The 23369-nt window shown below is 69.5% G+C and carries 23 protein-coding genes; 9 read left to right on the top strand and 14 right to left on the bottom strand.

Annotation, left to right across the window (positions count from 1 at the left end; genetic code table 11):
• Window positions 1-140 precede the first annotated feature (140 nt).
• Window positions 141-1202, bottom strand: coding sequence for a LacI family DNA-binding transcriptional regulator (locus FB381_RS14395; RefSeq protein WP_211352437.1), 1062 nt, complete (start codon window positions 1200-1202; stop codon window positions 141-143).
• Entirely contained in the window at window positions 1199-3031 is a 1833-nt protein-coding gene (locus FB381_RS14390; RefSeq protein WP_141780916.1) for a glycoside hydrolase family 2 protein, read from the bottom strand. Before FB381_RS14390 ends, FB381_RS14395 begins: the two co-directional genes overlap by 4 nt.
• Before the next feature lie 91 nt (window positions 3032-3122).
• Here FB381_RS14390 and FB381_RS14385 point away from each other — a divergent pair, with 91 nt between their 5' ends.
• From FB381_RS14385 to FB381_RS14375, 3 genes are read left to right on the top strand one after another with little or no spacing between them, the layout of a single operon-like run.
• The gene (locus FB381_RS14385; protein WP_211352436.1) at window positions 3123-4469 is read left to right on the top strand and encodes an extracellular solute-binding protein; all 1347 of its coding nucleotides are present in this window, start codon (window positions 3123-3125) and stop codon (window positions 4467-4469) included.
• An 11-nt stretch (window positions 4470-4480) separates the two neighbouring features.
• Window positions 4481-5404 carry a carbohydrate ABC transporter permease gene (locus FB381_RS14380; protein ID WP_141780914.1) on the top strand — a complete coding sequence of 308 codons (924 nt, stop codon included), beginning with the start codon at window positions 4481-4483 and terminating at the stop codon, window positions 5402-5404.
• Window positions 5401-6267, top strand: coding sequence for a carbohydrate ABC transporter permease (locus FB381_RS14375; RefSeq protein ID WP_141780913.1), 867 nt, complete (start codon window positions 5401-5403; stop codon window positions 6265-6267). The genes FB381_RS14380 and FB381_RS14375 overlap by 4 nt, the downstream gene beginning before the upstream one ends.
• 69 nt (window positions 6268-6336) lie before the next feature.
• Here the strand turns inward: FB381_RS14375 and FB381_RS14370 are convergent, their stop codons facing one another.
• The 4 genes from FB381_RS14370 to FB381_RS14355 all read right to left on the bottom strand — a co-directional run bounded on the left by FB381_RS14370 (window position 6337) and on the right by FB381_RS14355 (window position 10448).
• Window positions 6337-7899, bottom strand: a complete 1563-nt coding sequence (locus tag FB381_RS14370; protein WP_141780912.1) for an AbgT family transporter — start codon at window positions 7897-7899, stop codon at window positions 6337-6339.
• Window positions 7900-7904: 5 nt separating this feature from the next.
• On the bottom strand, window positions 7905-8897 hold the full coding sequence (locus tag FB381_RS14365) for a CE1 family esterase (RefSeq protein ID WP_141780911.1): 993 nt from the start codon (window positions 8895-8897) through the stop codon (window positions 7905-7907).
• A 97-nt stretch (window positions 8898-8994) separates the two neighbouring features.
• Window positions 8995-9756, bottom strand: coding sequence for a creatininase family protein (locus FB381_RS14360; RefSeq protein WP_141780910.1), 762 nt, complete (start codon window positions 9754-9756; stop codon window positions 8995-8997).
• On the bottom strand, window positions 9753-10448 hold the full coding sequence (locus tag FB381_RS14355; RefSeq protein ID WP_141780909.1) for a FadR/GntR family transcriptional regulator: 696 nt from the start codon (window positions 10446-10448) through the stop codon (window positions 9753-9755). The genes FB381_RS14360 and FB381_RS14355 overlap by 4 nt, the downstream gene beginning before the upstream one ends.
• A 94-nt stretch (window positions 10449-10542) precedes the next feature.
• On the opposite strand from FB381_RS14355, the gene FB381_RS14350 reads away from it, so the two are divergent.
• Both FB381_RS14350 and FB381_RS14345 read left to right on the top strand, forming a co-directional pair.
• On the top strand, window positions 10543-11301 hold the full coding sequence (locus FB381_RS14350) for an ArsR/SmtB family transcription factor (RefSeq protein WP_141780908.1): 759 nt from the start codon (window positions 10543-10545) through the stop codon (window positions 11299-11301).
• 28 nt (window positions 11302-11329) lie between these two features.
• Complete coding sequence (locus FB381_RS14345) at window positions 11330-11629, top strand: DUF1905 domain-containing protein (RefSeq protein ID WP_141780907.1); 300 nt, start codon at window positions 11330-11332, stop codon at window positions 11627-11629.
• 24 nt (window positions 11630-11653) lie between these two features.
• Here FB381_RS14345 and FB381_RS14340 read toward each other — a convergent pair whose 3' ends face one another.
• Window positions 11654-12586, bottom strand: coding sequence for an esterase/lipase family protein (locus FB381_RS14340; protein ID WP_211352435.1), 933 nt, complete (start codon window positions 12584-12586; stop codon window positions 11654-11656).
• Between the two features lie 163 nt (window positions 12587-12749).
• Between FB381_RS14340 and FB381_RS14335 the strand changes: the two genes are divergently transcribed.
• A complete protein-coding gene (locus tag FB381_RS14335; RefSeq protein WP_141780906.1) occupies window positions 12750-13064 on the top strand; it encodes a hypothetical protein in 315 nt (104 codons plus the stop codon).
• Window positions 13065-13074: 10 nt separating this feature from the next.
• Here the strand turns inward: FB381_RS14335 and FB381_RS14330 are convergent, their stop codons facing one another.
• Both FB381_RS14330 and FB381_RS14325 read right to left on the bottom strand, forming a co-directional pair.
• Window positions 13075-14292 carry an FAD-dependent monooxygenase gene (locus tag FB381_RS14330; protein ID WP_141780905.1) on the bottom strand — a complete coding sequence of 406 codons (1218 nt, stop codon included), beginning with the start codon at window positions 14290-14292 and terminating at the stop codon, window positions 13075-13077.
• The gene (locus FB381_RS14325) at window positions 14289-15686 is read right to left on the bottom strand and encodes an MFS transporter (RefSeq protein ID WP_141780904.1); all 1398 of its coding nucleotides are present in this window, start codon (window positions 15684-15686) and stop codon (window positions 14289-14291) included. The genes FB381_RS14330 and FB381_RS14325 overlap by 4 nt, the downstream gene beginning before the upstream one ends.
• A gap of 106 nt (window positions 15687-15792) precedes the next feature.
• On the opposite strand from FB381_RS14325, the gene FB381_RS14320 reads away from it, so the two are divergent.
• On the top strand, window positions 15793-16428 hold the full coding sequence (locus FB381_RS14320) for a TetR/AcrR family transcriptional regulator (protein ID WP_141780903.1): 636 nt from the start codon (window positions 15793-15795) through the stop codon (window positions 16426-16428).
• A gap of 93 nt (window positions 16429-16521) precedes the next feature.
• Here FB381_RS14320 and FB381_RS14315 read toward each other — a convergent pair whose 3' ends face one another.
• Window positions 16522-16896 (bottom strand): DUF3618 domain-containing protein, encoded by a 375-nt coding sequence (locus tag FB381_RS14315; RefSeq protein ID WP_141780902.1) that lies wholly within the window; start codon window positions 16894-16896, stop codon window positions 16522-16524.
• Window positions 16893-17351 (bottom strand): phage holin family protein, encoded by a 459-nt coding sequence (locus tag FB381_RS14310; RefSeq protein ID WP_141780901.1) that lies wholly within the window; start codon window positions 17349-17351, stop codon window positions 16893-16895. The genes FB381_RS14315 and FB381_RS14310 overlap by 4 nt, the downstream gene beginning before the upstream one ends.
• Before the next feature lie 226 nt (window positions 17352-17577).
• Between FB381_RS14310 and FB381_RS14305 the strand changes: the two genes are divergently transcribed.
• Window positions 17578-19026, top strand: a complete 1449-nt coding sequence (locus FB381_RS14305; protein WP_141780900.1) for an MFS transporter — start codon at window positions 17578-17580, stop codon at window positions 19024-19026.
• 3 nt (window positions 19027-19029) lie between these two features.
• Here the strand turns inward: FB381_RS14305 and FB381_RS14300 are convergent, their stop codons facing one another.
• From FB381_RS14300 to zwf, 3 genes are all read right to left on the bottom strand, one after another.
• A complete protein-coding gene (locus FB381_RS14300; RefSeq protein ID WP_141780899.1) occupies window positions 19030-20310 on the bottom strand; it encodes a cation:proton antiporter in 1281 nt (426 codons plus the stop codon).
• 62 nt (window positions 20311-20372) lie between these two features.
• Window positions 20373-21389, bottom strand: coding sequence for a 5'-3' exonuclease (locus FB381_RS14295; protein ID WP_246088118.1), 1017 nt, complete (start codon window positions 21387-21389; stop codon window positions 20373-20375).
• Window positions 21390-21486: 97 nt separating this feature from the next.
• Window positions 21487-22926 (bottom strand): glucose-6-phosphate dehydrogenase, encoded by a 1440-nt coding sequence (zwf, locus tag FB381_RS14290; RefSeq protein ID WP_141780898.1) that lies wholly within the window; start codon window positions 22924-22926, stop codon window positions 21487-21489.
• Between the two features lie 155 nt (window positions 22927-23081).
• Between zwf and FB381_RS14285 the strand changes: the two genes are divergently transcribed.
• Window positions 23082-23369 (top strand): WXG100 family type VII secretion target, encoded by a 288-nt coding sequence (locus FB381_RS14285; RefSeq protein ID WP_141780410.1) that lies wholly within the window; start codon window positions 23082-23084, stop codon window positions 23367-23369.

The following is a 23369-nucleotide window of genomic DNA, read 5'->3' as shown; positions in this document are numbered from 1 at the left end:
GTCCAAAGATGTGCGGATGTGTCAAATTCCGTTCTGAAATGTCACATGCGGTCGGGGCCGGTGGCAGTGGCGGTGGGCGTGCGCGAGCTGTATCACGTCGTTCGTAGGACTGGTCGCCCCATCAGAGCGACCGGATAGTCCTACGAACGACGTGTTACAGCTGCGCCGTTCGTGCTCTCGCGCACCACGAGCTCGTAGGAGACCGTCACGTCGCGCGGCGGCAGCTCGTGTCCGGACTTACGTTCGTAGAGCATCTCGAGGGCGCTGCGGGCGATGGCGGTGCGGTCCTGGCGGATGCTGGTCAGGCCGGGGGTGAGATAGGCCGAGACGCCGGCGTCGTCGAAGCCGGCGACGGCGACGTCGGTGGGCACGCGGATGCCGAGGTCGTACAGCGCTCGCAGCGCGCCGCAGGCCAGGTCGTCGGAGAAGCAGAACAGTGCGTCGGGCGGCTCGGGGCCGTCCATCAGGTCGGTGACGACGGCGCGGGCGCTCTCCCGGGAGTAGTCGGGTGTGCCGACATGTCTGCCTGCGACGGGGAGGCCGGCCGCGGTCATCGCGCGGTTGAAGCCGTCCAGACGCAGCTGGGAGGTCGCGTCGATCGGACCGCCGTTGCCGCCGAGGGCCACCACGCGGGTGCGCCCGCACTCGATCAGGTGGGTGGTCGCCGCGTGGGCGGCCGCGACGTTGTCGATCCCGACATGGTCGAGCGATGAGCTGGCGGTGCGCTCGCCGAGGAGCACGACCGGCATCCGGGTGCTCATCCCGGCCAGGTCCATGCCGTCCAGATCGGTGCTGCCGAGCCCGAGCGAGCTGAGCAGGACCCCGTCGACCCAGCTCGACTCGGCAGCGTCGTCGAGCATCGCGCGCTCCCGGCCGGCGTCGCCGCCGGTCTCGTCGACCATGACGGTGGTGCCGAGCTCGCCGGCGCGCTCGACGACCTCGTGGGCGAGCTCGGCGAAGTAGGCGACGGTCAGGTCGGGCACGAGCAGCAGGATGTGCCCGGTGCGCCCCTGTCTCAGGCTCCGGGCGAGCAGGTTGGGGCGGTAGCGCAGCGCCTCGATCGAGGCCTGCACCTTCGTACGCATCGCGGGGGAGACGTGGGCGAAGCCGTTGACCACGTTGGAGACGGTGCGCGGGGAGACGCCCGCATGGGCGGCCACGTCGCGAAGCGTGACCGCCTTCGCGGGCGTCCGGTCGTTCACCGCTGGTCCGGCCTGCTCGGCTCGCCGGTCACGATCTCGCGGATCGTCTCCGCGGCAAGCTTCGGCATGCCGTCGGCGTAGAGCAGGCCGTTGGTCTCCAACCCGGTGTCCATGAGCTGTGTGTAGCACACTCCGGACAGCTCCGAGCTCGCCCGCAGCGCGTCGAACTGGGCCCGCACCGCCTCGGCGTACGCCTCCTCGGAGGTCACGCTGGAGTAGCCCCACGAGTCGGCTTCGTCGCCTTCGCGCGCCAGCGAGACCCCACCGAACTCGGTGACCATCACCGGGGTCTCACCGGCGAGATAGCCCCCTTCCTGGGCATCGCTGAGCAACGGGCGTCGGCCGTGGGGCGTGCGGGCGCGGAGCACGACGTCGTCGAGGGCGTCCCGGTCGACGTAGCGCGCTCCCATCTCCTCGGGAGAGCTGTAGTCGTGGAGGCCGAGGATGTCGCTGTCCACGTGCTCCCAGCCCTCGTTGGAGAGCACCGGCCGGCTCGGGTCGAGCGCCCGGGTGAGCTCGGCGAGCGCTCGGCTGTAGCTGCGCTGCGCCGGGCTCGCGGCGATGTCGCTCACGCCCCAGCTCTCGTTGAGCGGCACCCAGGTGACCAGGCTGGGGTGCGAGCGGTAGCGGCGCACGATCTCGGTCCACTCCGGGATGAACGCGGAGACCGCGGCGGGGGAGTAGGCGTAGGCGTTGGCCGCCTCGCCCCACACCATCAGCCCGAGCCGGTCGGCCCAGTAGAGCCAGCGCGGGTCCTCGCACTTCTGATGGATCCGTACGCTGTTGAACCCGAGCTCCTTGATGATCTCGACCTCGCGGCGCATCTCCTCGGTGTCGCGGGCGGCGAGGTGGGTCTGCGGCCGGAAGCCCTGGTTGAGCACGGACCGCACGAAGCAGGGGTGGTCGTTGAGCCGGAAGACGCCGTGGTCGACCCCGACGCTGCGCAGGCCGGTGTAGCTCGAGACCGCGTCGAGCTCGTCGCCGGTGGCGCGGTCACGCAGGCGCACCTCGATGTCGACCAGGTTCGGGTGTTCGGGTGACCACAGCAGCCGGCCGCGGTCCTGGGCGTTGCGCAGGGCGTCGATGGGGATCTCGACACCGACCACGCCGGCCTTGACCAGCGTCGACTGCTCGGCGAGCAGCTCCTCGCCGAGCCGCACGCCGATCTCGACGACCGCCTGCTCCCGCGGCGCTCGCGAGAGGGTGATCTCTCCGCTGATGCCCGTGGTCGGGTCGGGGGTCCAGGAGACGTCGTCGATGTAGGTCTCGGGCACGCACTCGGCCCAGACCGACTGCCAGATCCCGGTGGTGCGGTCATACCAGATGTCGTGCTGGCGCTCGCGCCAGTCCTGCTTGCCGCGCGGCTGGTCGGGCACCACGGGGTCGTCCTCGGCGCGCACGACGATGACGTGGTCGCTCTCTGCGGCGAGGGTGTCGGTCAGGTCGGCGGTGAAGGGTGTCTGGCCGCCCTCGTGGGTGGTGACGAGCCGGCCGTCGCACCAGACCTGGGCGCGGTGGTCGACGGCGCCGAAGCGCACCAGGAGGCGGCGCCCGTCGAGGCCGTCGGGGGCGATGGCGTCGACGTCGAGGCCGCGCCGATACCAGACGACGTGCTGGAACTGCGTACGTCCGAGGCCGGAGGCCGGCGACTCCGGCGGGAACGGCACCTCGATGCGTTCGGGCAGCGGCTCGCCGCGCTCGAACCAGCGCTCGGCGAGGCCCCGGTCGGTGGGGTCGGAGGCGAACTCCCAGGTGCCGTCGAGGCTCGTCCAGTGCTCGCGGCACAGCAGCGGGCGTGGGTGGGTGCCGTCGTGGGCAGTGGCTCTCACGTTGTCTCCCTCGATTGCTTGCAACGTTGCAAACACTGTGCCACAGTCACCCGGTGACGCACATCACACCGTCGGTTTCGAGGAGATGAACGTGACAGGTTCCCCCACACGGCGCGACTTCCTCCGCCTCTCCAGCGGCCTCGTCGTGGCAGGTCTGGCCTCAGGCTGCGCCTCGCCGGTCGTCTCCAGCCTGACCGGTTCACAACCGGCCACCGCCGACGTCATCTTCTGGCACCTCTTCAGCGGCGGTGACGGCGCCAACATGGCCACGATGGTCGAGGACGTGCAGGCCTCGGCCGGCATCAGCGTCGAGTCCACCCTGCTCTCCTGGGGCAACCCCTACTACACGAAGCTCGCCCTGGCCGCGTCGAGCGGCCGGCCGCCCGACGTCGCCGTCGCCCACCTCTCCCGGCTGCCGCTGCTCGCCGAGGCCGGCCTGCTCGAGACCGTCGAGGAGGCGGGCCTCACCGCCGCGGGTGTCACCCGAGACAGGTTCACGCCGGCCGCCTGGTCGAAGGCGACCGTCGGCGGTGCGACGTACGCGGTGCCGTTGGACACCCACCCGTTCGTCATGTTCTACAACCGCACGCTGGCGAAGAGGGCCGGCCTGCTCGACGGCGACGGCAGGCTGAGGCAGCTGGCCGGACGCGACGAGTTCGTCGGCGCGATCAGCGCGATGAAAGAGGTCGGCGGCGACTTCGGCGCTGTCGCCTCCAACACCGCCGACCCGTCGACGACGTGGCGGTTCTTCCTCACGCTCTACTCCGGCCTCGCCGGGTCGATCCTCGAGGACCAGGGCACCCGGATCACGCTGGACCGCGACGCGGCGGAGGAGACCTTCGCGCTGATGCGCGAGCTGACGGTGGGCAAGAAGCTGATGCCGCACAGCGCCACGATCACCACCGCGTCGACGCTGTTCGGCCAGGGCCGGGTGGGGTTCCTCTTCGACGGCGTCTGGCAGATCCCGACCTACAGCGGCGTCACGCTGCCCTCCGGTGACCCGCTCGCCTTCGACGTGGTGCCGTTCCCCGCGATCCTCGGCGAGGAGCCGAGGTCGTACGCCGACTCGCACGCGCTGGTCGTCCCACGCAGCGACGGCCGTTCGAGCGAAGGCTCGCGCCAGGCCGTCGCCTTCATCAAGGGGCTGCTCGAGGACTCCGCGACCTGGGCCGGCGGCGGCCACGTACCTGCCTGGCTGCCGACCCAGGAGAGCGAGGAGTTCACCAGCAAGCAGCCGCAGAGCAACTACGTCCGCGCCGCGTTCGAGGCCGTCTACGACCCACCGGGGTGGTACACCGGCGCCGGCTCCGACTTCCAGAACTCCATGGGCGGGGTCATCTCCCGAGTCCTCGCCGGCCAGGTCGAGCCGGCCGCCGCGGTGGGCGACATGATCTCCGCGCTGAAGACGTACGCCACGGCGAAGCCGCCGGTCGGTTGAGGAGGAGTCGGATGTCTTCTGTGACGATCACCCGCGCCGAGCACAGGCGTTCCGAGCGCAGGCGTTCCGAGCACAACCGTGCCGGCTGGCTCTTCTCGATGCCGTTCCTGGTGATCTACGCGCTCTTCCTGGTCGGCCCGGTGCTGGTCGGTCTGGTGGTGAGCTTCTTCAACACCGCCACCGTGGCCCCGGGCCTGGGGGAGTGGGTCGGCCTCGACAACTACGCCGAGGTGCTCGGCAGCGGAGAGTTCTGGGCGTCGATGTGGCACTCGACCCTGTTCACGCTGCTGACCACGCCGCTGCTGGTCGTGCTCCCGCTGATCGCGGCGATGCTCGCGGCCCGGGTCACCCGCAACCAGTGGTTCTTCCGGCTGGCGTTCTTCGCTCCCTACGTCGTGCCGTCCTCGATCGTGTGCCTGATCTTCGCGTTCATGTACACGCCCGAGACCGGGCTGATCAGCCACGCCTTCGGTTGGGTCGGCCTGACCGCTCCGGACTTCCTGGGCAGCGTGAACGGCGCCTGGTTCTCCGTGGTGATGCTGACCGTGTGGTGGACCTTCGGCTTCAACTTCATCCTCTACCTGGCCGCGATCATGGACATCCCCGAAGACGTCTACGAGGCCGCGGCGCTCGACGGCACCTCGCCGCTCCAGCAGATGCGACACCTGACGATCCCGATGGTGCGCTCGACGATCAGCCTGGTGGTGCTCCTGCAGGTGCTGGCCTCGCTGAAGGTCTTCGACCAGATCTACCTGCTCCTGCAGGGCGGACCGGACAAGGCGACCCGGCCGGCGATCGAATACATCTACGACACCGGCTTCACCTCCTACCGCGGTGGGTACGCCGCCTCCGCGACGATGGTCTACTTCCTCGCCCTGGTGCTCGTCGCGGTGATCTGGGCCTTGCTGCGCCGCGGACGAAAGGTGGCCGAATGAGTCTGATGAGCACGCCGAGAGCGGGACGCGGGTTCCACCCGGATCTGGCCACGAAGGCGTTCAACCGGCTGGCGACCACGTGCCTGGTGGTCTTCGCGCTGCTGTGGCTGGTGCCCTTCGCGTGGGCGCTGATCACCTCCTTGCGGCCCAACGACGAGATCACCGCCGACCCGGTCGACTTCTGGGGGAGCAGCTGGACCCTCGACGCCTACTCGAAGGCATGGGACGCGAACCCGATCGGCTGGTGGTACGTCAACAGCCTGATCATCTCGGTGCTCGCGGTCGTCCTCACGGTGGCCGTCTGCTCGATGATCGGGTTCGCGCTGGCACACCTCGACTTCCGCGGGAAGCGGGTCCTGGTGGCCCTGGTGCTGGCGGGGATCATGATGCCGATGGAGTCGCTGGTGCTGCCGCAGTTCATGCAGCTGCGGGCGTTCCACCTGCTGGGGACGTACTGGGCCCTGATCCTTCCCGCCATCGCGGCGCCGGTCGCGGTCTTCATCTTCCGGGCGTTCTTCCGGCAGATCCCCGACTCGCTGATCGACGCCGCCCGGATCGACGGTGTCGGCTGGTGGCGGATCTATCTGCAGATCTGCATGCCGCTGTGCCGCCCGGCCACCTCGGCTGTCGCGATCTTGACCTTCATCAGCACCTGGAACGCCTTCCTGCTGCCCCTCCTCGTGCTGACCCAGACCAAGTCGCAGACCATCCCCGTCGGGCTGAGCAGCCTGATCGGCGGCTCCGCGATCCAGTACGCCGAGACGATGGCCTCCTCGATCCTGGGCATCCTCCCGCTCTTCGCCGCGTTCCTGCTCCTGCAGCGCCGGATCGTGCAGGGCGTCGCGCAGACCGGCATCCGCTGAGCACGAGCATGAGCAGTGCCGGGCTCACCTCGAGGTGAGCCCGGCACTGCCGGTGGGGGAGGAGGAAGGTCAGCGGACCGGCGCCCCCGGTCCCAGCGGGATGCCGAGGCCCCACCACAGGAAGAACAGCGCGGTCCAGGCGATGGTCATGGCGATGGCCAGCGGCAGCGTGTAGGAGGCGAGGGTGCCGATGCCGGCGTCCTTGCGGTAGCGCTGCAGGAAGCCGAGCGCCATCACGAAGTAGGGGCTCATCGGGGTGATCGCGGTGGAGCCGGAGTCGGCGATCCGGAAGAGCGCCTGGGTGGTCTCCGGCGGCACCGCGAGCAGCATCAGCATGGGCACCAGGATGGGCGCTGCGATCGACCACATGGCCGAGCCGCTGGTGACCAGGATGTTGACGAAGCCGAGCAGCACCAGCACGAGCAGGAAGACCACCCAGACCGGGATGTTGCTGGTCTGCAGCAGCTCAGCGGAGTTGACCGCGAGGACGTCGCCGAGGTGCGACCACTCGAAGTAGGCCAGGAACTGGGCGATCGCGAAGAACAGCACCAGCACCGGCGCCATCTGCTTGATCCCCTGGCCCATCAGCGTCGGCACGTCGCCGGCCTTCGTGATCGATCCCGACAGGCTGCCGTAGACGATGCCGGCGAGGCCGAAGAGCACCGCGACGATCGCGGCGATCCCGGTCAGGAACGGCGACTCGGTCAGCGACCCGTCCTCACCCCGCAGCGGTGATCCGCCCGGGATCACGACCGCGGCGATGACCACGATCGCGGCAAGGAGGGTCGCCATCGCCCAGCGCAGCGAGCGACGCTCGCGACCGTCGAGCTCGAGGGTGCCGAAGTCGGCGTCGTCCGCGTCGGCGTCGGCGTCGAGGTCAGGCCGCTTGGAGAGGACGAACTTGGTCATCAGGGTGATCACGGCGGCCAGCAGCAGCGAGGACGCGATGTTGAAGAACCAGTTGCTGACCGGCGAGACGTACGCGCTCTCGTCGATGATCTGGGCGGCGGCGGTGGTGATGCCGGCGAAGATCGCGTCGTTGGGCGTGGGCACAGGGCTCGCGTCGTAGCCGCTGGCGATCGAGGTGTAGGCGACCACGATGCCGAGGATGGGCGACTTGCCCACCGCGCGGAAGGCGAGGCCACCGAGCGGCACCAGGATGATGTACGCCGCGGCGGAGGCCACGTGGGAGACCGTGCCGGTGAACGCGACGGCGAAGACGACCCAGCCGACCGGCACCCGCGAGATGCCGACCTTCATGGCGGCGGTGAGGAACCCGGTGCGCTCGGCGACCGCGACCCCCATGATGACCACGACGATGGTGGCCATCGGCGGGAACTCCGCGAAGTTGGAGACCATCGTGGAGACGGCCATGGCCAGTCCGTCGCCGCTGAGCAGGTTCTGCACGACGACCCGCTCGCCGTCTCCGGGGGAGACGACCGAGACGCCGGCCGCGGCGCAGATCGCGCTGATCACGGCGAGGATGCCGGCCAGGATCCAGAAGAGCCAGAACGGGTGGGGCAGAGCGTTGCCGACGCGTTCGACCACGCCCATGGCGCGGATGATCCAGGGCAGCTTGTCGGGGCTGTTCCCGGTGCCACCTGGTCCGGTGGTGGTTGCGGTGCTGGTCATGGCAGTCACCCTTCGCTGGTGAGGCGGTGCCGGGAGAAGAAGTCCCAGATCACCGACGCGGACTCGATGGTGTGGGTGACGTGGCCGCCACCGGAGTAGATGTCGCCGCCCGGCCAGACGTGGCCGCCGCCGTCGACGGCTACGTGCTCGACCTCGGCGTCGTGGTCGCAGCCGGTCCAGCGCGTGGTGGTCACGTCGCGGAGGGTGCGGGTGGCGGTCTCGGTGCAGCCGTTGTGGTCGGCCCAGCCCTGCGTCCACTCGGGGATGGCGGGCAGGTCGCGGTCGGGGTCGCCGGCATAGGGGATGGTCGCGTCGGCGACGCCGTGGATCTCGAGGATCGGCGTCGCCGGAGCCTCGTCGCAGCCGGTGCGGGTGCCGGGGTAGAGAGCGGGTGCGACCGGGGCGACGGCGGCGAACGTGCCGGGCAGCTGGCAGCCGAGCAGCACGGCCAGGCCGGCGCCGTTGGACTTGCCGGTGGCATAGACCCTGGAGGTGTCGATGCAGTGGTCGGCCTCGATCGCGCCGAGCAGGTCGCGGGTGAAGGCGACGTCGTCGACGCCCGGCGCCTCGTACGGTGCGCCCTGCCAGGCCTTGCGGTAGCCGGATCCGGTGCCGATCGCGCCGTCGGGATAGGCGACGACCGCGGGCAGGTCGGAGAGCTCGGAGAAGCCTTCGACCTCGACCCCGGTGCTGCCGCGGCCGTGGTAGGCGACGATCAGCGGCCAGCTGTCACGCTTGTCATAGCCCTCAGGCAGGCGGAGCACATAGCTGCGCTCGATGCCGCCGCTGGTCAGCTCGTGCTTCTGGCTGCTGTCGGGCTCCTGCTCGGTGGGCTTGGTGCACGCCGCCCTGCTCGTGGAGGCCTGAGCGGAGGATCGCTGAGCGGCATCGGAGGAGGCGGGGGACAGGGCGGTGACAGCGCTGGGGGCCAAGGACACGGCGGTCACGGCTGTGACGGCGGCGACCGGCGCCAGGAGGCGGAGGTGTCGTGGGGACATGTCGTGCTCCTTTCGGGGCATTTCGGGTGTGCTGGATCGCCCGGCGACGCGGTGCGCGTGCCGGTCGGGTCCCGAGCTTGTGGTGGCCGGTGCCGGCCTAGGTGTCGAGCCACTCCTTGATGAAGGCGACGAGCCGGTCGGTGGCCTCGGCGTAGATCGCCCGACCGTGCTCGGCGCTCGCGCGTCGCGGGTCGCCGAGCACGCCGGTGGGGGAGAGGCGGTCGTAGGCGACGGCGACGGCGGGATGGCTCACCGAGCGAGCCAGCCGGGCGAAGGGGTCGAGCTCGTCGGGCGTGGTGGTGCCAGGGGCGAGCAGGTCGTGGCGTACGAGATCGGGGGCGACGTGCAGCATCTGGGAGGTCTCGGCCTCACCGCTGTGACCGCTGATCGCGCTGAGCTCCATCTCGGCGACGGCGTCCTTGGCCAGCGCCGTGACCGGGGCCCAGGCGAACTCGATGTCGGGCCGGTCGCGCAGCAGGTCCTGGGCGATGGTGCCGAGGGTGGAGTTGTTGCCGCCGTGCCCGGTGATGACCAGGAAGCGGCGCCAGCCGTGGGCGGCCAGCGACTCGACGTACTCACGTACGACGGCGGCGAAGAGGGCCGGTCGCAGGCTGACCGTGCCGGCGAAGGCCTGGTGATGAGGTGAGACCCCGACCGGCACCCCGGGGCCGATGATCACCCTGCCGGGCAGCGCCTCGGCGACGGCGTCGGCGAGCGCCTCGGCGCGGATCTGGTCGGTGGCCATCGGGAGCGCGGCACCGTGCTGCTCGAAGGCGCCCACGGGCAGCACCACGATCGTCCCGTCCTCGGCGGCACGGGTCGCCTCGAGGGTGGTCATCTCTGCCAGTCGCGCGCTCATCCGTGCTGCTCCGTGACGTCGGTGCCGAGGGTGGCGGCCAGGGTGTCCCTGATGGCGATCAGGTGGTCGCGGGTCATCGCCTCGGCGGCGGCAGGGTCGCCGTCGCGTACGGCCTCGACGATGCGCACGTGGTCGGCGTGGTCGCGCTCGCGGTCGGTGTAGCGGTGTCGGATCTCGATCTGGTCGCGGGCTCTGACCTGCAACAACGCCTCGACCGTCTCGCGCAGGAGGTGGTTGCCCGAGGCGCCGGCGAGCGCCACGTGGAAGTGCAGCTCGGGTCGCTCGTCGCCGTGCTGCGGCTTGAGGGAGTTGTCGGCCGAGCGGGTCAGCGCCGCCAGGTCGATCTCCGTACGCTGCGCGGCGGCCGCCGCCGCGACCGGGGGCTCCAGCACGATCCGGGCGTCGAGGAGCTCGAGGACCGACTCGCTCCGCGACCCGGAGACGTGCGGGTTGACCAGCAGCCGCCGGTTCACCCCGCCGCTCACGTAGGTGCCCGATCCGTGACGGAAGCGGATCACGTCGGTCGCCTCCAGGCGGCGCAGCGCCTCGCGGATGGTCGGCGTGGTCACCTCGAAGCGCTTGGCCAGCTCGCGGGAGGAGGCCAGGGCGTCGCCCGGCTCCAGGCCCGCGGCCTCGATCATGGCGACGATGCCGTCGGCGATGCGTTCAGAGAGCGATGTGTTACTGGTCACATCAAGTGACTTAATCACTTATTGATCTAGTCGTCAAGGAAAGAGATCGGTCATCCGTTGACAGGAAACCAAATGGTTTCCTATTGTGGGGGTCATGGACTCCGTGTTCAGGGCGTTGGCTGACCCGACCCGACGAGCGCTTCTCGACGCGCTCTTCAGTGACGACGGCCAGACCCTGGCGGCTCTGACGGCCCGGCACGACATGACGAGGATCGCGGTCGCGAAGCACCTGCGGCTCCTCGAAGAGGCCGGGCTCGTGGTGAGCCGACGCCGGGGGAGAGAGAAGCTGCACTTCCTCAACGTGGTCCCGATCCGCCTCATCCACGACCGCTGGGTGAGCAAGTACACCGAGGGCTGGGCGGCCGGGCTGGTCGATCTCAAGTCCGAACTGGAGGACACCATGGAGGAGGTCTTCGAGATCTACATCCGCACCAGCCCGGAGCGACTCTGGGAGGCGATCACCGACCCGGCGATCCGCGCGCGCTACCACTTCGGAGCGGGCGTGGAGTCCGACTGGGCGCCGGGGTCTGCCTATGCGCTGAAGCACCCGGGCTCAGAGAGCCCGTTGGTCGAGGGCGAGAACCTCGAGGTCGACCCGCCGCGACGGCTGGTGCAGTCGATGCGCGCGGTCTGGGGCGAGACCGCCTCCGCCGCGGGCACCTCGCGCGTCACCTGGGAGATCGAGCCCGTCGGCGACTCCTGCCGGTTGACGGTGATCCACGACCAGCTCTCGCCCGACGCTCCCGACGAGCTCTACGGCGGCTGGCCGATGATCCTGTCCGGTCTGAAGACCTGGCTCGAGACCGGCGAGGAGCTGACCACCCCCGGATCACAGATGTACGGAGACCACTGAACGCACCACCAGCACCGAGGAGACCATCATGCACACGAGCACCATCACCGACGTCCACGCCATCGACACATCCTTCGCCGCCACCGTGCAGAAGAGCGACGCGACCGGCGGATGGACCTACGTCGTGACCGACTGGACGGCCGAGCTCTTCGGCACCCGCGGTCTCGTCAAGGTCACGGGAGAGGTCGACGGGCAGCCCTTCCGCAGCTCCTTCATGCCGCTCGGTGACGGCACCCACAAGCTTCCGGTCAAGGCCGAGCTGCTCCGTCAGATCGGCAAGGGCGTCGGCGACCAGGTCACCGTGCACCTCCGTGAACGGCTCCGGTGACGAGGCGACGCCGCCGGGGACCACTCAGTAGACGAAACCGTTGACGGGAAGCACGCGGCGGCACTCGACCGGCTCCGCGTGGGCAGGGTCGAGAGCGTTCTGCACGAGCCGGATCGCATTGGGGCTCGACGGGATCTGCAGGTGGTCGGAGTAGTCCTTGGCACAGTGGTCCTGGAGCACGACGTTCTTCATGCCGGGCTCGATGCCGCTGGTGTAGGGCACGACCACCTCGTCGTACTTCGTGACAATGTTGGTGTAGCGCACGCCCGCGACGGCGGCTCCGCCCTCGCGGATCTTGTTCATGAACGGCGACCCGGAGATCACCTCGGGGCCGAACTGGGCGATCGGCAAGACGTCTTCGGCCTTGAAGCCGTAGGCGGCGCCGGCGACCATGAGCTGGCCCAGGGTCGATACGCCGCCGCCGTGCCAGACCGGCGCGAGGCTCACGTAGTGGTCGATCTTCGCGGCGCCGTCGAGGAACTTCGCGTAGTAGGCCGGCATCAAGGTGCCCTGCGAGTGACCGACGAGGTCGACCTTCGAGGTGCCGGTCGCCTTCAGCACCTTGTCGACGAAGGCGTCGAGCTCGACCGCGCTGTCCTCCATCTTGTTCATCCCGCCGACGGGCACCGGCGACGACGTCAGCGCGGGGTTCTCGCCGTAGGTGAGCGCGAAGACGCAGTAGCCGGCGTTGGCCAGCACGGCCGAGAGCGTGCCCCAGTTGCCGGCCGCACTGCCTGCGGTGCCGTGCACGAGCACGACCGGTCGCGGGTGGGCCTCGGTCGGCTTGCAGGACCAGATGTTCTGCCCCGGTGCCGAGGGCTGCGCGCCGTACATCGCGGCGTTCTCGAGGAAGTTGTAGTTGACCGGGTGCGGCTCGTCGGCCGCCTGGGCGGCCGACCCGGTGAACCAGACCATCAGCAGGGCAAGGGTCGTCGTGATGATCGTCGTACGCCGCATGGCTCCTCAACGAGGAGAACGAGAACAAGTTACTGTTTTCCTGTGGTGGCCGCCCCGCGCGCTGCGCCGGAACCCGGTCCGCAGGCTGCGGGCACTAGGCTGGTCGAGAGGTTCGAGGCCGACGGTCCGGGCAACGTACGGATCGGTCAGGGGAGTGGTGGAGATGGTGGCGAGTCGTTCGGCGCGGGAGCGGAAGGCGGCGATCGAGGCCGGTCCGCTGGCGAAGGTGAAGATCGACGTCGGCGCCGACCAGCAGTTCGTCTACAAGGTGAGTTGCACCGTGTGCACGGCCAAGGGAGATCGTCCGTGGTCCGCCTACCGCCCCGGCGACGACAACGGCTTCATGGCGGCGATGGACCGGTGGATCTTCCACCTCAAGGAGAAGCACCCGGACGCCGAGGCGCCGTGCCTGGCCTATCTGCCCGCCGCCCAGCAGCGCCTGCACGAGCGGCGCGCCGCGCTCGATGCTCGGGGCTGACCGCCGCCGTTCAGGTCGTCGGCACCAGGTCGGGCAGGACGAGGCTCGAGTGAGCCGGGTGTGGCTGCGATGCCGGTAGCCGGCTGAGGTTGCGGAGCTGGTCGTCTCGTTGCGCCAGAGCCTCCGGCGTGGTGGGGAACAGCGTGGTGCTGCCCGTCTCGAGGAGATCCTGGTTGTCGGTGACGAATCCACGGGTCGTCTGCTCGTAGGTGTCGAAGGCCGAGAGGTGATCCTGTGTGGCGATCGCGTCGGCGAGCATGTAGGCGCCGACGAGGGCGAGACTGGTGCCCTGTCCGGTGAGGAACGATGGTGCGTACGCAGCGTCGCCGGCCAGCGCGACGCGGCCCGATGACCACCGAGACATGCGGATCTGGCTGACCGCGTCGAAGAAGATGTCGTCGGACTCGTGCATCGCCTTCAGCATGCCCGGCACCTCCCAGCCGGCGTCGGCGAAGACATCGGTGACCAGGGTGCGCTGGGCGTCGAGGTCGCGGAAGACGTCGAAGGGCTGTTCGGAGCGGGCGAAGGTGAGGAAGCCGTGCACCGGCTCGGCCTCGTCGACGGCGTAGATGGCGGCGGCGCGGCCCGGGGTGTTCCAGATGAGGCTCTCGTGGGAGAGGCCGAGGCTGTTGGGCATGGTGAAGATCGCGAAGCAGCGGCCGAGGTAACGGTGGAACTGCGCCTCGGGGCCGAAGGCGAGCCCACGGGTGTTGGAGTGGAGGCCGTCGGCGCCGATGACCAGGTCGAACTCGCGTACGGCACCGCTCGCGAAGGTGATGGTGACGCCGTGCGTGGACTGGTCGAGGACGGCGATGGAGTCGTCGAAGAGGAACTCGACGTCGTCGCGGACGGTGGCGTAGAGAGCGTCGGTCAGATCGCCGCGGCGTACCTCGAGGTCGTTCACCTGGCCACCGGTGACGGACTGCGGTGAGACCGAGGTGATCTGGTCGCCGTCGGCGTCGACGAAGGTGAACCTGCGCAGGTCGACGTGGGCCTTCTGCAGCCGCAGCAGGACCCCCATCCTGCGGACCACTTCGAGGGCGGTGCCGCGTACGTCGATGGGATATCCGCCGCTGCGCACGCCGGCGGCCTTCTCGACGACGGTGACCTCGATCCCGTGTCGGTTGAGCCAGTAGGCGAGTGTGGTGCCGGCGACGCTGGCGCCGGAGATCAGGACCTTGCGGCTCGGGCGGCGCCGGGTGTCGTCGGACTGGGTGAGATGGGTCATGAGGTCACTTCTTTCTTCATGGTGCGGGTGACGATGATGGCCAGGGCGCTGACGATGCCGGCGAGCACGAACCCGGTGACGAAGGCCGACTCGGCGGGGACGCTCGATCCTGACGGTGTGGAGACGGTGAGGAGGGCTCCGCTGATCTGGGCACCGACGGCATACCCGACGACGCGGGTGACCAGGACCAGGCTCGAGGCGATGCCGGTGTCGCTCTCGGCGACGGAGGTCGCGACGTTGGTGACCAGGGCGGTGACACACAGACCGCTCGCGAACGCGATCAGTGTCTTCGCGACGACGATGTGCCAGACCTCGGTGTGGACCATCGCGACGCCGATCAGTCCGGTGACCAGCAGGACGATCCCGATCGTGACGACGGCACGCGGACCGAGCCGACGCACGCCGACGCCGCTGACCGGGCCGGCGACCGCGGCGGCCACTGCCCCCGGGAGCAGGAGGAGCCCGATCTCGGTGGCGCTCGCCCCGAAGCCGTAGTCGGCGGTGGGCACGGCGAGCAGCTGGGGGACGAGGTAGATCGCTGCCGAGGTGCCGACACAGATCACGAACGTCAGCACGCATGATCGCCACATCGTGGGCAGCGCCAGCATGCGGAGGTCCACCATCGGTGCGGCGGCGCGCCGCTCGACGGCGATCCATCCGATCACCAGCCCTCCGAGCAGCACGAGCAGCCCGAGCAGTGCGAGCGGGCGGGAGGCGACCTCGGGTGCCAGCGACAGGGCGAGCATCAGGGTGACCAGGGCGCCGCTCAGGAGCAGCAGCCCCGCCCAGTCGAGCCGGGTCTTGTCTGTCTGGCCGGGCTCGTCTGTCGGCAGCAGACGGCTCACCGCGACGGTGGCGGCGATGACGACGAAGGTGGGGATCGCGAACATCCAGTGGCGGGAGAGCCCTTCGGCGACCGGTCCGGCGGCGAGCGTGCCGACCATCCCGCCGCCCACGAAGAGCCCGCTGATGACGCCGATGGCGACCTTCGACTCCTCGGCGGGCAGATGCTTGCGGGCCAGGATGAAGGAGAGCGGCAGCGCGCCCACCATCGCACCCTGCAGAACCTGGCCGAGAAGCAGGAACGGCAGGCTCGGTGCGAGGGCGGAGACCAGCCCGCCGACCGCGACGACCGTCATCAGGCGGGTGAGGATCTTCCTGCCGCCGAAGCGGTCGCCCAGCTTCCCGGCGACCGGCGTGATGAGCGCGCCGGTGATCAGCAGGACGATGCTGAGCAGCGCACCGTCGGCGGGGGTCATGTCGAGCTCACGCTGCAGGAGGGGGAGCGTCGGCGTCACCACCGACTCCAGCGCTCCGGTGGCGACGGCCAGCACACCGAGGGCTGAGATGCCAGCCCTTCCGACACGTCTAGGCGGTGCCGAGGTCGTGGACATGTTGTCTCCGAGATCGATGCGGTCGTGGGGCGGCGCTGCGGTGGTGGCAGGCGCCGATTCGATTCCTACACTACACCGTACAGTGTAGGTGACCTAAGATCGACCCATGACGACGACCAAGACGCTGCGTGCCGGATCGGCACAGAAGCGGGCTGCGATCCTCGTCGCAGCCAGGGAGCTCTTCCTCGCCGACGGCTTCGACCGCTCCAGCGTCGATGCGATCGCTGCCCGGGCCGAGGTGTCGAAGCGCACCGTGTATGACTACTTCGGCGACAAGCAGCAGCTGCTGCGCGCCGTCGTGGACGCGGTGGGGGAGTCGCTGGTCGCCACGGTCCGACGCACTCTCGACGAGACGATCCCCGAAGCCCCGGCCACGATCGCGCAGGTCGAGGGTGCGCTCGTCACCTTCGCATTGCGCATCGCCACCGACATGCTCGGCTCGACCGAGTATGCCGCGCTGCATCGCCTGGTGCTGGCTGAGTCCGCCCACCTCCCAGAGCCCGCCTACAACTCCCTGGCCGATGCGCCCGACGAGGCCATCGCCGAACGACTCTCCACGCTCGCTGACGCCGGCCTGCTCGAGGTCTCCGACCCCCGCCTCGCCGCCGACCAGTTCCTCGCCCTCACGTTCGGGGTCGCCATCGATCGTCTCGGCTCAGCCAATGCCGGTAAGGACGACCGGGTGGAGCGACTGATCGTGGAAGGCGTACGAACGTTCGTTCGTGCCTATCGGGCGAACTAACGGGCGGCGCCGGCCCAAGGGACGCCCACGGCACGAACAAGTCGGCACGGTTGGTCGCCCAACCGTGCCGACTCGCAGTTCAGATCGCGCCGGCTAGGAGCCGTGGCTTCCGCGACGCTTCTTGCGGATCGAGGCGAGCACGATCACGCCGAGCACCACCGCGGCGACACTCGCGGCACCCCCGAGCACCGAGGGCTTCGGGTTGCCCTGGGAGTCGGTCGCGGAGTCCTTGGCCGACTGGCCGAGCTCGGTGGCACGCTCTTGGACCAGCTTGGCCTTCTCGTTGGCCTGGCTCTTGACGTCGGCCGCGCGGGCCTTGGTCTTGGACTTCACATCGAGCTTGGCGGCGAGCTCGTCGACTGTCTCGCCGAGCTGCTCGCGGGTCTGCTCGATGTCGGCCTGGATGGCCTCGACGCCCGGCTTCCTGCCCCCGGCGCCGGTCCCACCTGAGTGCTTCGGTGCGGTCATGACGACCCACCTCCCTTCATGGTGCCAACGTCACGTTTGACACTGTCGATGGTCTTCTCCGGGGCGGCGGGTGTCGCCTGGGAGACCTGCTTCTTGCCGATCAGGGCGCCGATCCCGGCGATGACGAAGAGCACCACCGCGACGATCAGTGCGCTCGCCCAGGCGGGCACGACCAGCGCCAGCGCCAGGATGCCGGCGGTGATCAACGCGCCGAGACCGTAGAGCGTGATGAGGCCGGCGCCGCCGAAGAGGCCGGCTCCGACACCTGCGTGCTTGCCCTTGGCCGCGATCTCGGCCTTCGCGAGCTCCAGCTCGCTGTGCACCAGCCTGGTCGACTGCTCCGTGAGCCGCTGGACGAGCTCGCCCATCGACGCCTCGGTCTCCGCGCTGACCGGCGCGGAGTTGTTGGGGGTGGTGGAGGTCTGGACTGGTGAGGTCCCGGTGCCCTCAGCCATGGCGATCACCTGCCTGTTCGGCGAACGAGGAGTCGAAGGTTGGGTTGCTCAACATGTCTGGCTCCGTTCTGTGTCGAGTGGGGGCATCAGGGCCGCCGGTCGGCGACACCTGTTTCTTTACCCGTACCCATCTGCCGCGATCGCATACATCGAGATCGCGGGCCGACAGGGTTGCGAACGCCGCTCGACGGGTACCGGCCCGCCATCGAGGCAAGGAGGCGGTCGCATGGCGTCCGGAGCACAGACCGGCACGATCACCACTGACATCCCGGCTCGTCTGGACCGGATGCCGTGGGCACGATGGCATTGGATGATCGTGATCGGCCTGGGGACCGTGTGGATCCTCGACGGTCTCGAGGTCACCATCGTGGGCTCGATGTCGGCAGCCCTCAAACCGGAGGGCACCGGGCTGGGGATGTCCAGCTCCGAGATCGGGATCGCCGGGGCGATCTACGTGGCCGGCGCGTGCCTCGGCGCCCTCTTCTTCGGGCAGCTCACCGACAGGTTCGGTCGCAAGAAGCTGTTCATGATCACCCTCGGCGTCTATCTCGCCGGCACCGTGCTCACCGCGTTCTCGATGAACCCGCTGTGGTACTTCGCCTGCCGCTTCATCACGGGCACCGGCATCGGGGGCGAGTACGCCGCGATCAACTCCGCTATCGACGAGCTGATCCCCGCCAGGTATCGGGGCCGGGTCGACGTCGCCATCAACGGATCGTTCTGGATCGGCGCAGCCGGCGGCTCGCTGCTCACCGTGCTCCTGCTCAACGAGGCGGTGATCGATCCGGCCTGGGGCTGGCGGATCGCTTTCGCGTTGGGCGCGGTGCTCGCGCTCGGCATCCTCTTCGTGCGCAAGAACGTGCCCGAGAGCCCACGCTGGCTCTTCATCCACGGGCGCGAGGACGACGGCGAGAAGATCGTCGCCGACATCGAGAAGAGGGTGCGTGCCGAGACCGGCCACGACCTGCCGACGGTCGGCGAGACGATCACGATCAGGCAGCGCACCACGATCGGGCTGGGGCTGATCGCGCGCACCGTGTTCACGATGTATCCGCGGCGTACGATCTTGTGCTTCGCCCTGTTCGTCGGCCAGGCCTTCCTCTACAACGCCTTCTTCTTCACCTACGGCGACACCCTGACCACCTTCCTCGGGGTCGAGCAGACCGGCTGGTTCCTGGCGATCTTCGCGGTCAGCAACTTCGCCGGTGCGCTGCTGCTGAGCCCGTTGTTCGACAAGCTCGGCAGGGTGCCGATGATCACCGGCACCTACGTCGTCTCCGGTCTGCTGCTCGGGCTGGCCGGCTTCTTCCTCGGAAGCTTCGACGCGGTCACGCTCACGGTCGCGGGAGCCGTCATCTTCTTCATCGCCTCTGCGGGTGCCAGCGCGGCCTACCTGACCGCGAGCGAGGTCTTCCCGATGGAGACCCGGGCGCTGTGCATCGCCTTCTTCTACGCCATCGGCACCGCCGCCGGCGGGATCAGCGGACCGCTGCTGTTCGGGTGGCTGATCGAGAGGGCATCGGCCGGTGACGACATCACCGGGATCGCCGTGGGCTACTTCATCGGGGCAGTCCTGATGATCCTGGGCGGTATCGCCGAGGCGGTGCTCGGGGTGAAGGCCGAGGGCCAGTCGCTGGAGAACATCGCCAAGCCGCTCACCGCCGCCGACCGGTGAGGCTCAGCCTCGGGCGGGGTCGATGCGGGCCATGACCGGGGTGGCGAGCACGCCGTGGATGAGCACGGAGGCGACGACGGTGAAGGCGACGGTCGACCACAGCCAGTCCTGGGCCAGCAGGTCGCTCTCGCCGGAGGCGTAGGCAAGGTAGTAGATCGATCCGACCCCGCGCACCCCGAAGAACGCCGTGGCCCACCGTTGGCCGCCGGTGAGCGCGGCCGCGCCCTGGCTCCGGCCGGGCCACGGGGTGAGCGCCACGATGCCGGCCGCGGGGCGTACGACCAGGATCAGGGCCAGCCCGATGGCGATGCCACGCCAGTCGAGGGCCTCGAGCAGGCCGCGGGTGAGCGCCATCCCGAGGAAGAGCAGCACGAAGAGCGTCAGCAGCCGCTCGAGCCGCTCGGCCACCTCGTGCATGGCCGCGTGATAGTCGTGGGAGCGCTCGGCGGAGCGGAACGAGATGGCGCATACGAAGACGGCGAGGAAGCCGTAGCCGCCGACCACCTCGGCGACGCCGTACGTCGCGATCAGTGCCGCGAGCGCCAGCAACGACTCACCGCGCTCGGCCACGCGCAGGGAGCGGTGACCGGAGCGGAACGCGACGTAGGCGAGCACCTTGCCCATGACGATCCCGGCGAGGACGCCGATCAGCACCTTGGCCAGCAGGTAGTGGCCCACCCACTCCAGCGCCCAGTGGGACACGGCGCCTTCGGTGGCGAGCAGGATGGCGACGTAGACGAACGGGAAGGCGAGCCCGTCGTTGAGGCCTGCCTCGGAGGTGAGCGCGAACCGGAGCTCGTCGCTCTCGTCGACCTCGTGGTCACCGGTCTGCGGCCCGGCCACCTGCACGTCGGAGGCGAGCACGGGGTCGGTGGGCGCCAGGGCCGCGCCCAGCAGCACCGCCACGGCGGGGGCAAGCCCGGCCGCCCAGCCGAGGAGAGCGATCGAGGCGATCGTGAGCGGCATCCCGATCGCCAGCAGCCGCCACGTCGGCGACCATCGGCGCCAGCTCGCCCAGCGGCGGATGTCGAGGGGACGGTCGAGCGCGAGCCCGACTCCCATCAGCGCCACGATGACGACCAGCTCGGTGACGTGCTCGATGACCACGCGGTTCTCCTGCGGGTCCAGCGGCAGCCCGTCGGGGAGCGGGGTGAGCCCGATCAGCATGCCGACCCCGACCAGCACCATCGGCGCCGAGACAGCCCAGCGGCTGAGGAGGTCGGGCAGCACGATGGCCAGCAGCAGGCTGGCGCCGGCCACCACATAGGCAAGGTCCGCAGTCATCGCCGTCTCGTCCCGATCCGTAGCGTGGGAGGTTGTCCTCGGTCAGTCTCACCCACGACGGGCTACGGACGCGGCACCGAAGCGGGATTCGTGCTCAGCACCCGCTGCGCGAGCGATGTGGTCGCCTCGATGCCGAGGAAGCCGACGACGTGGGAGACCCGTTCGATGTCGAGCGGCAGCAGGCCGGGGGTGCCGGGGACGTCGGGGGTCAGCCGGAGGTCGAGGTCGTCGCGGCAGGCCATCATCCGCAGGTTGAAGTCGTAGCGCTCACGGCCGCCGGGTGCGGACAGGGCGGAGACGACGCGCGAGCTGATCCGGCGTACGCCGGTCTCGGCCGCCCACGCGTCGAGGATCGCCGCGGTGCCGCGGCCGGCGTTGTCGTCGATGTCGGACCAGACACCGGCCATGGGACCGACCCGGTCGAGGAGCGCGGCGGCGGTCTTCTCCCCGATGCCGGTGACGCCGGGAAGGTTGTCGCTGGCGTCTCCGCGCAGCGCGGCGTACTCGAGGTAGCGCTCGGACGGCACCCCGTACATCGCGTGCAGACGGGCAGGGTTGAGCAGCGGTGAGCCGTTGATGCCGCCGTTGATCAGCCGCAGCACCTGGGTGTGGTCGCTGATCAGCGCGAACGCATCGCGGTCGGAGGTGATCACGACGCAGTTCCATCCGTTGCGGCCCGCCCATGCCGCGGCGGAGGCGTTGACGTCGTCGGCCTCCAGGCCCGGGGGAGTGTGGGTCGCGAGACCGAGGGCGTCGAGCAGAGAGCCCGCCCGGTCGAGCTGCTCGGAGAGCAGCGGGTCCTTCTCCGGGCGGCCGGCCTTGTAGTCGGGATAGGCGTCGCGACGCAGCGACGAAGTGCGGTCGTCGAGACCGAAGAGCACCGCGTCGGGTGCGAACGCGTCGATAGAGTCGAGGATCTGCCGCAGCATCCCGTGCAGCGCCCACGCCGGCCGGCCCGCCCGGTCGACCATGCGCGTGTGCGCCCGTGCATGATGGTTGCGGTGCAGCAGCGAGGGCGCGTCGACGACGAGCAGGAGGCGGCGCGGGCCGGGCGGGCTCGGCTGGCTGGTCATCGACATCGCGACCATCGTAGGGGTGGGACACCCCGGGCCGATCCCGGGCCGATCCCGGGCCGATCCCGGGCCGATCCCGGGCCGACCTAGAGCCGTGTGCAGCCTAGGCCGGCATGCTCCTGCCCAGTCGCCATCCGCCGAGGGGCAGCTCGAGCGCGGTCTCCGGGCCCCAGGACCCCTGCGCGTAGCTCTCGACGGCGGGCAGGTGCTCGAGCACCGGCTGGCAGATCTCCCAGAGCCGCTCGACCTCGCGGGCGCTGGTGAACAGGGTGCGGTCGCCGTTCATGACGTCGAGCAGCAGACGTTCGTACGCCTCCAGCGGCCCGGAGTCGGGGGAGTCCTCGGCGAGGTCGAGGCGGAAGACCCCCTCGGTCAGCGCCATGCCGGGGCCGGGGCGCTTGGCGCGCACCTCGATCTCGATGCGGGCGTCGTCGCTGAGCTCGATGACGAGCTCGTTGGGCTCGGCCTTGCCCGGATCGGCCGGCTGCAGCCACTGGTGGCGCGGGTCGATGAACCGGATCGTGATCGTGCGCTGCCCGGCGGCGAGCGCCTTGCCGGTGCGCAGGTAGAACGGCACCCCGCGCCAGCGGTCGTTGTCGATCCACGCCTCGATGGCGACGTACGTCTCCACCTCGGAGTCGGCGGCGACGTCGGGCTCCTCGCGATAGCCGTCGTACTGGCCGAAGACCACGCGCTCGGGGTCGAGCGGACGCACGGCCGCGAAGGCAGCGGCCTTCGCCGCGCGGATCGCGCCCTCGCGGAAGGCGTGCGGGTCCTCCATCGCCACGAACCCGAGCAGCTGGCACAGGTGGGTGGTGACCATGTCGCGCAGGCAGCCGGTGCCTTCGTAGAAGCTGCCGCGGCCGGTGACGGTGAGCTTCTCGGGCACGTCGATCTGCACGGACTCGATGCTGTGCCTGTTCCAGGCGGGCTCGAAGAGGCCGTTGGCGAAGCGCAGCGCCAGCAGGTTCTGCACCGCCTCCTTGCCGATGAAGTGGTCGATGCGGAAGATCTGCTTCTCGTCGAACGCGTCGCTGAGCACGGCGTCGAGCTCGCGCGCCGAGGCCAGGTCGGTGCCGAACGGCTTCTCCGCGACCAGCCGGCTGCGCTCGTTGAGCCCCTCGCGGGCGAGCATCGCGACCATCGGCTCCACCGCCTGCGGCGGCACGGAGAGATAGAGAAGGCGCTGTACGTCGCCCACGGTCTGCCCGCTCCCCAGCGCGAGCCTGTCCTCGGCATCGTGCACCGCCTCGGCCAGTGCGGTGCCGTCGTCGGCGGAAGAGGCGACGAAGCTGATCTGCTCCAGCAGCGGCCCGGCCACGGACTCGTCGATGTCGCCCACGAACTCCTTCAGCGCCTGGCGTACGTGGTCACGGAAGTCTTCGTCGGCGCTCGGCGAGCGCCCGCTGCCGATGATCGCGAGCTGGTCGGGAAGCCGCTCGGCCAGGGCGAGCCGATAGAGCCCCGGGAACAGCTTGCGCGCGGCCAGATCACCGGTCGCGCCGAAGAGGACGAGTACGTGCGGAGCTGGTTTGGAAGGCACCCGATCAGTCTCCCACTCGGGGTCACGGAACCCGGACCTCGAACCGCCGACGACATTTTACTTTCAAGCATGTTTAGAACGCGACCGAGTGGGTAAGAGCGCTGTGGTGCCTCCCCGGGCACCGTGGAAATCAATTCGCTGAAAGGCAATGATCGATGACTGACTTCGGTGCAACATACGATGAGATGACCGGTGCGGCCGACAAGCTCGACCAGGGCAAGGACACCATCGAGTCCGCTCTTGACGAGTGCCAGGGCTACGTCGACGAGCTCGTTCAGGACGGGTTCAAGACCGAGAAGGCTTCGGGCAAGTTCCAGGACGGCTACACCGAGATGACCACGGGTCTCAAGGACGCCATCGGTGGCGTGGAGGACATGGCTCAGTCGCTGCGCGACATGGCCACGGCCATCCAGGACCTCGACAGCCAGCTCGCCGGCGGCTGA

The organism is Nocardioides albertanoniae (genome assembly GCF_006716315.1).
Classification (GTDB): domain Bacteria; phylum Actinomycetota; class Actinomycetes; order Propionibacteriales; family Nocardioidaceae; genus Nocardioides; species Nocardioides albertanoniae.
The sequence above is the reverse complement of the archived record's forward strand: the minus strand, read 5'-3'. Positions and strand labels throughout refer to the sequence as shown.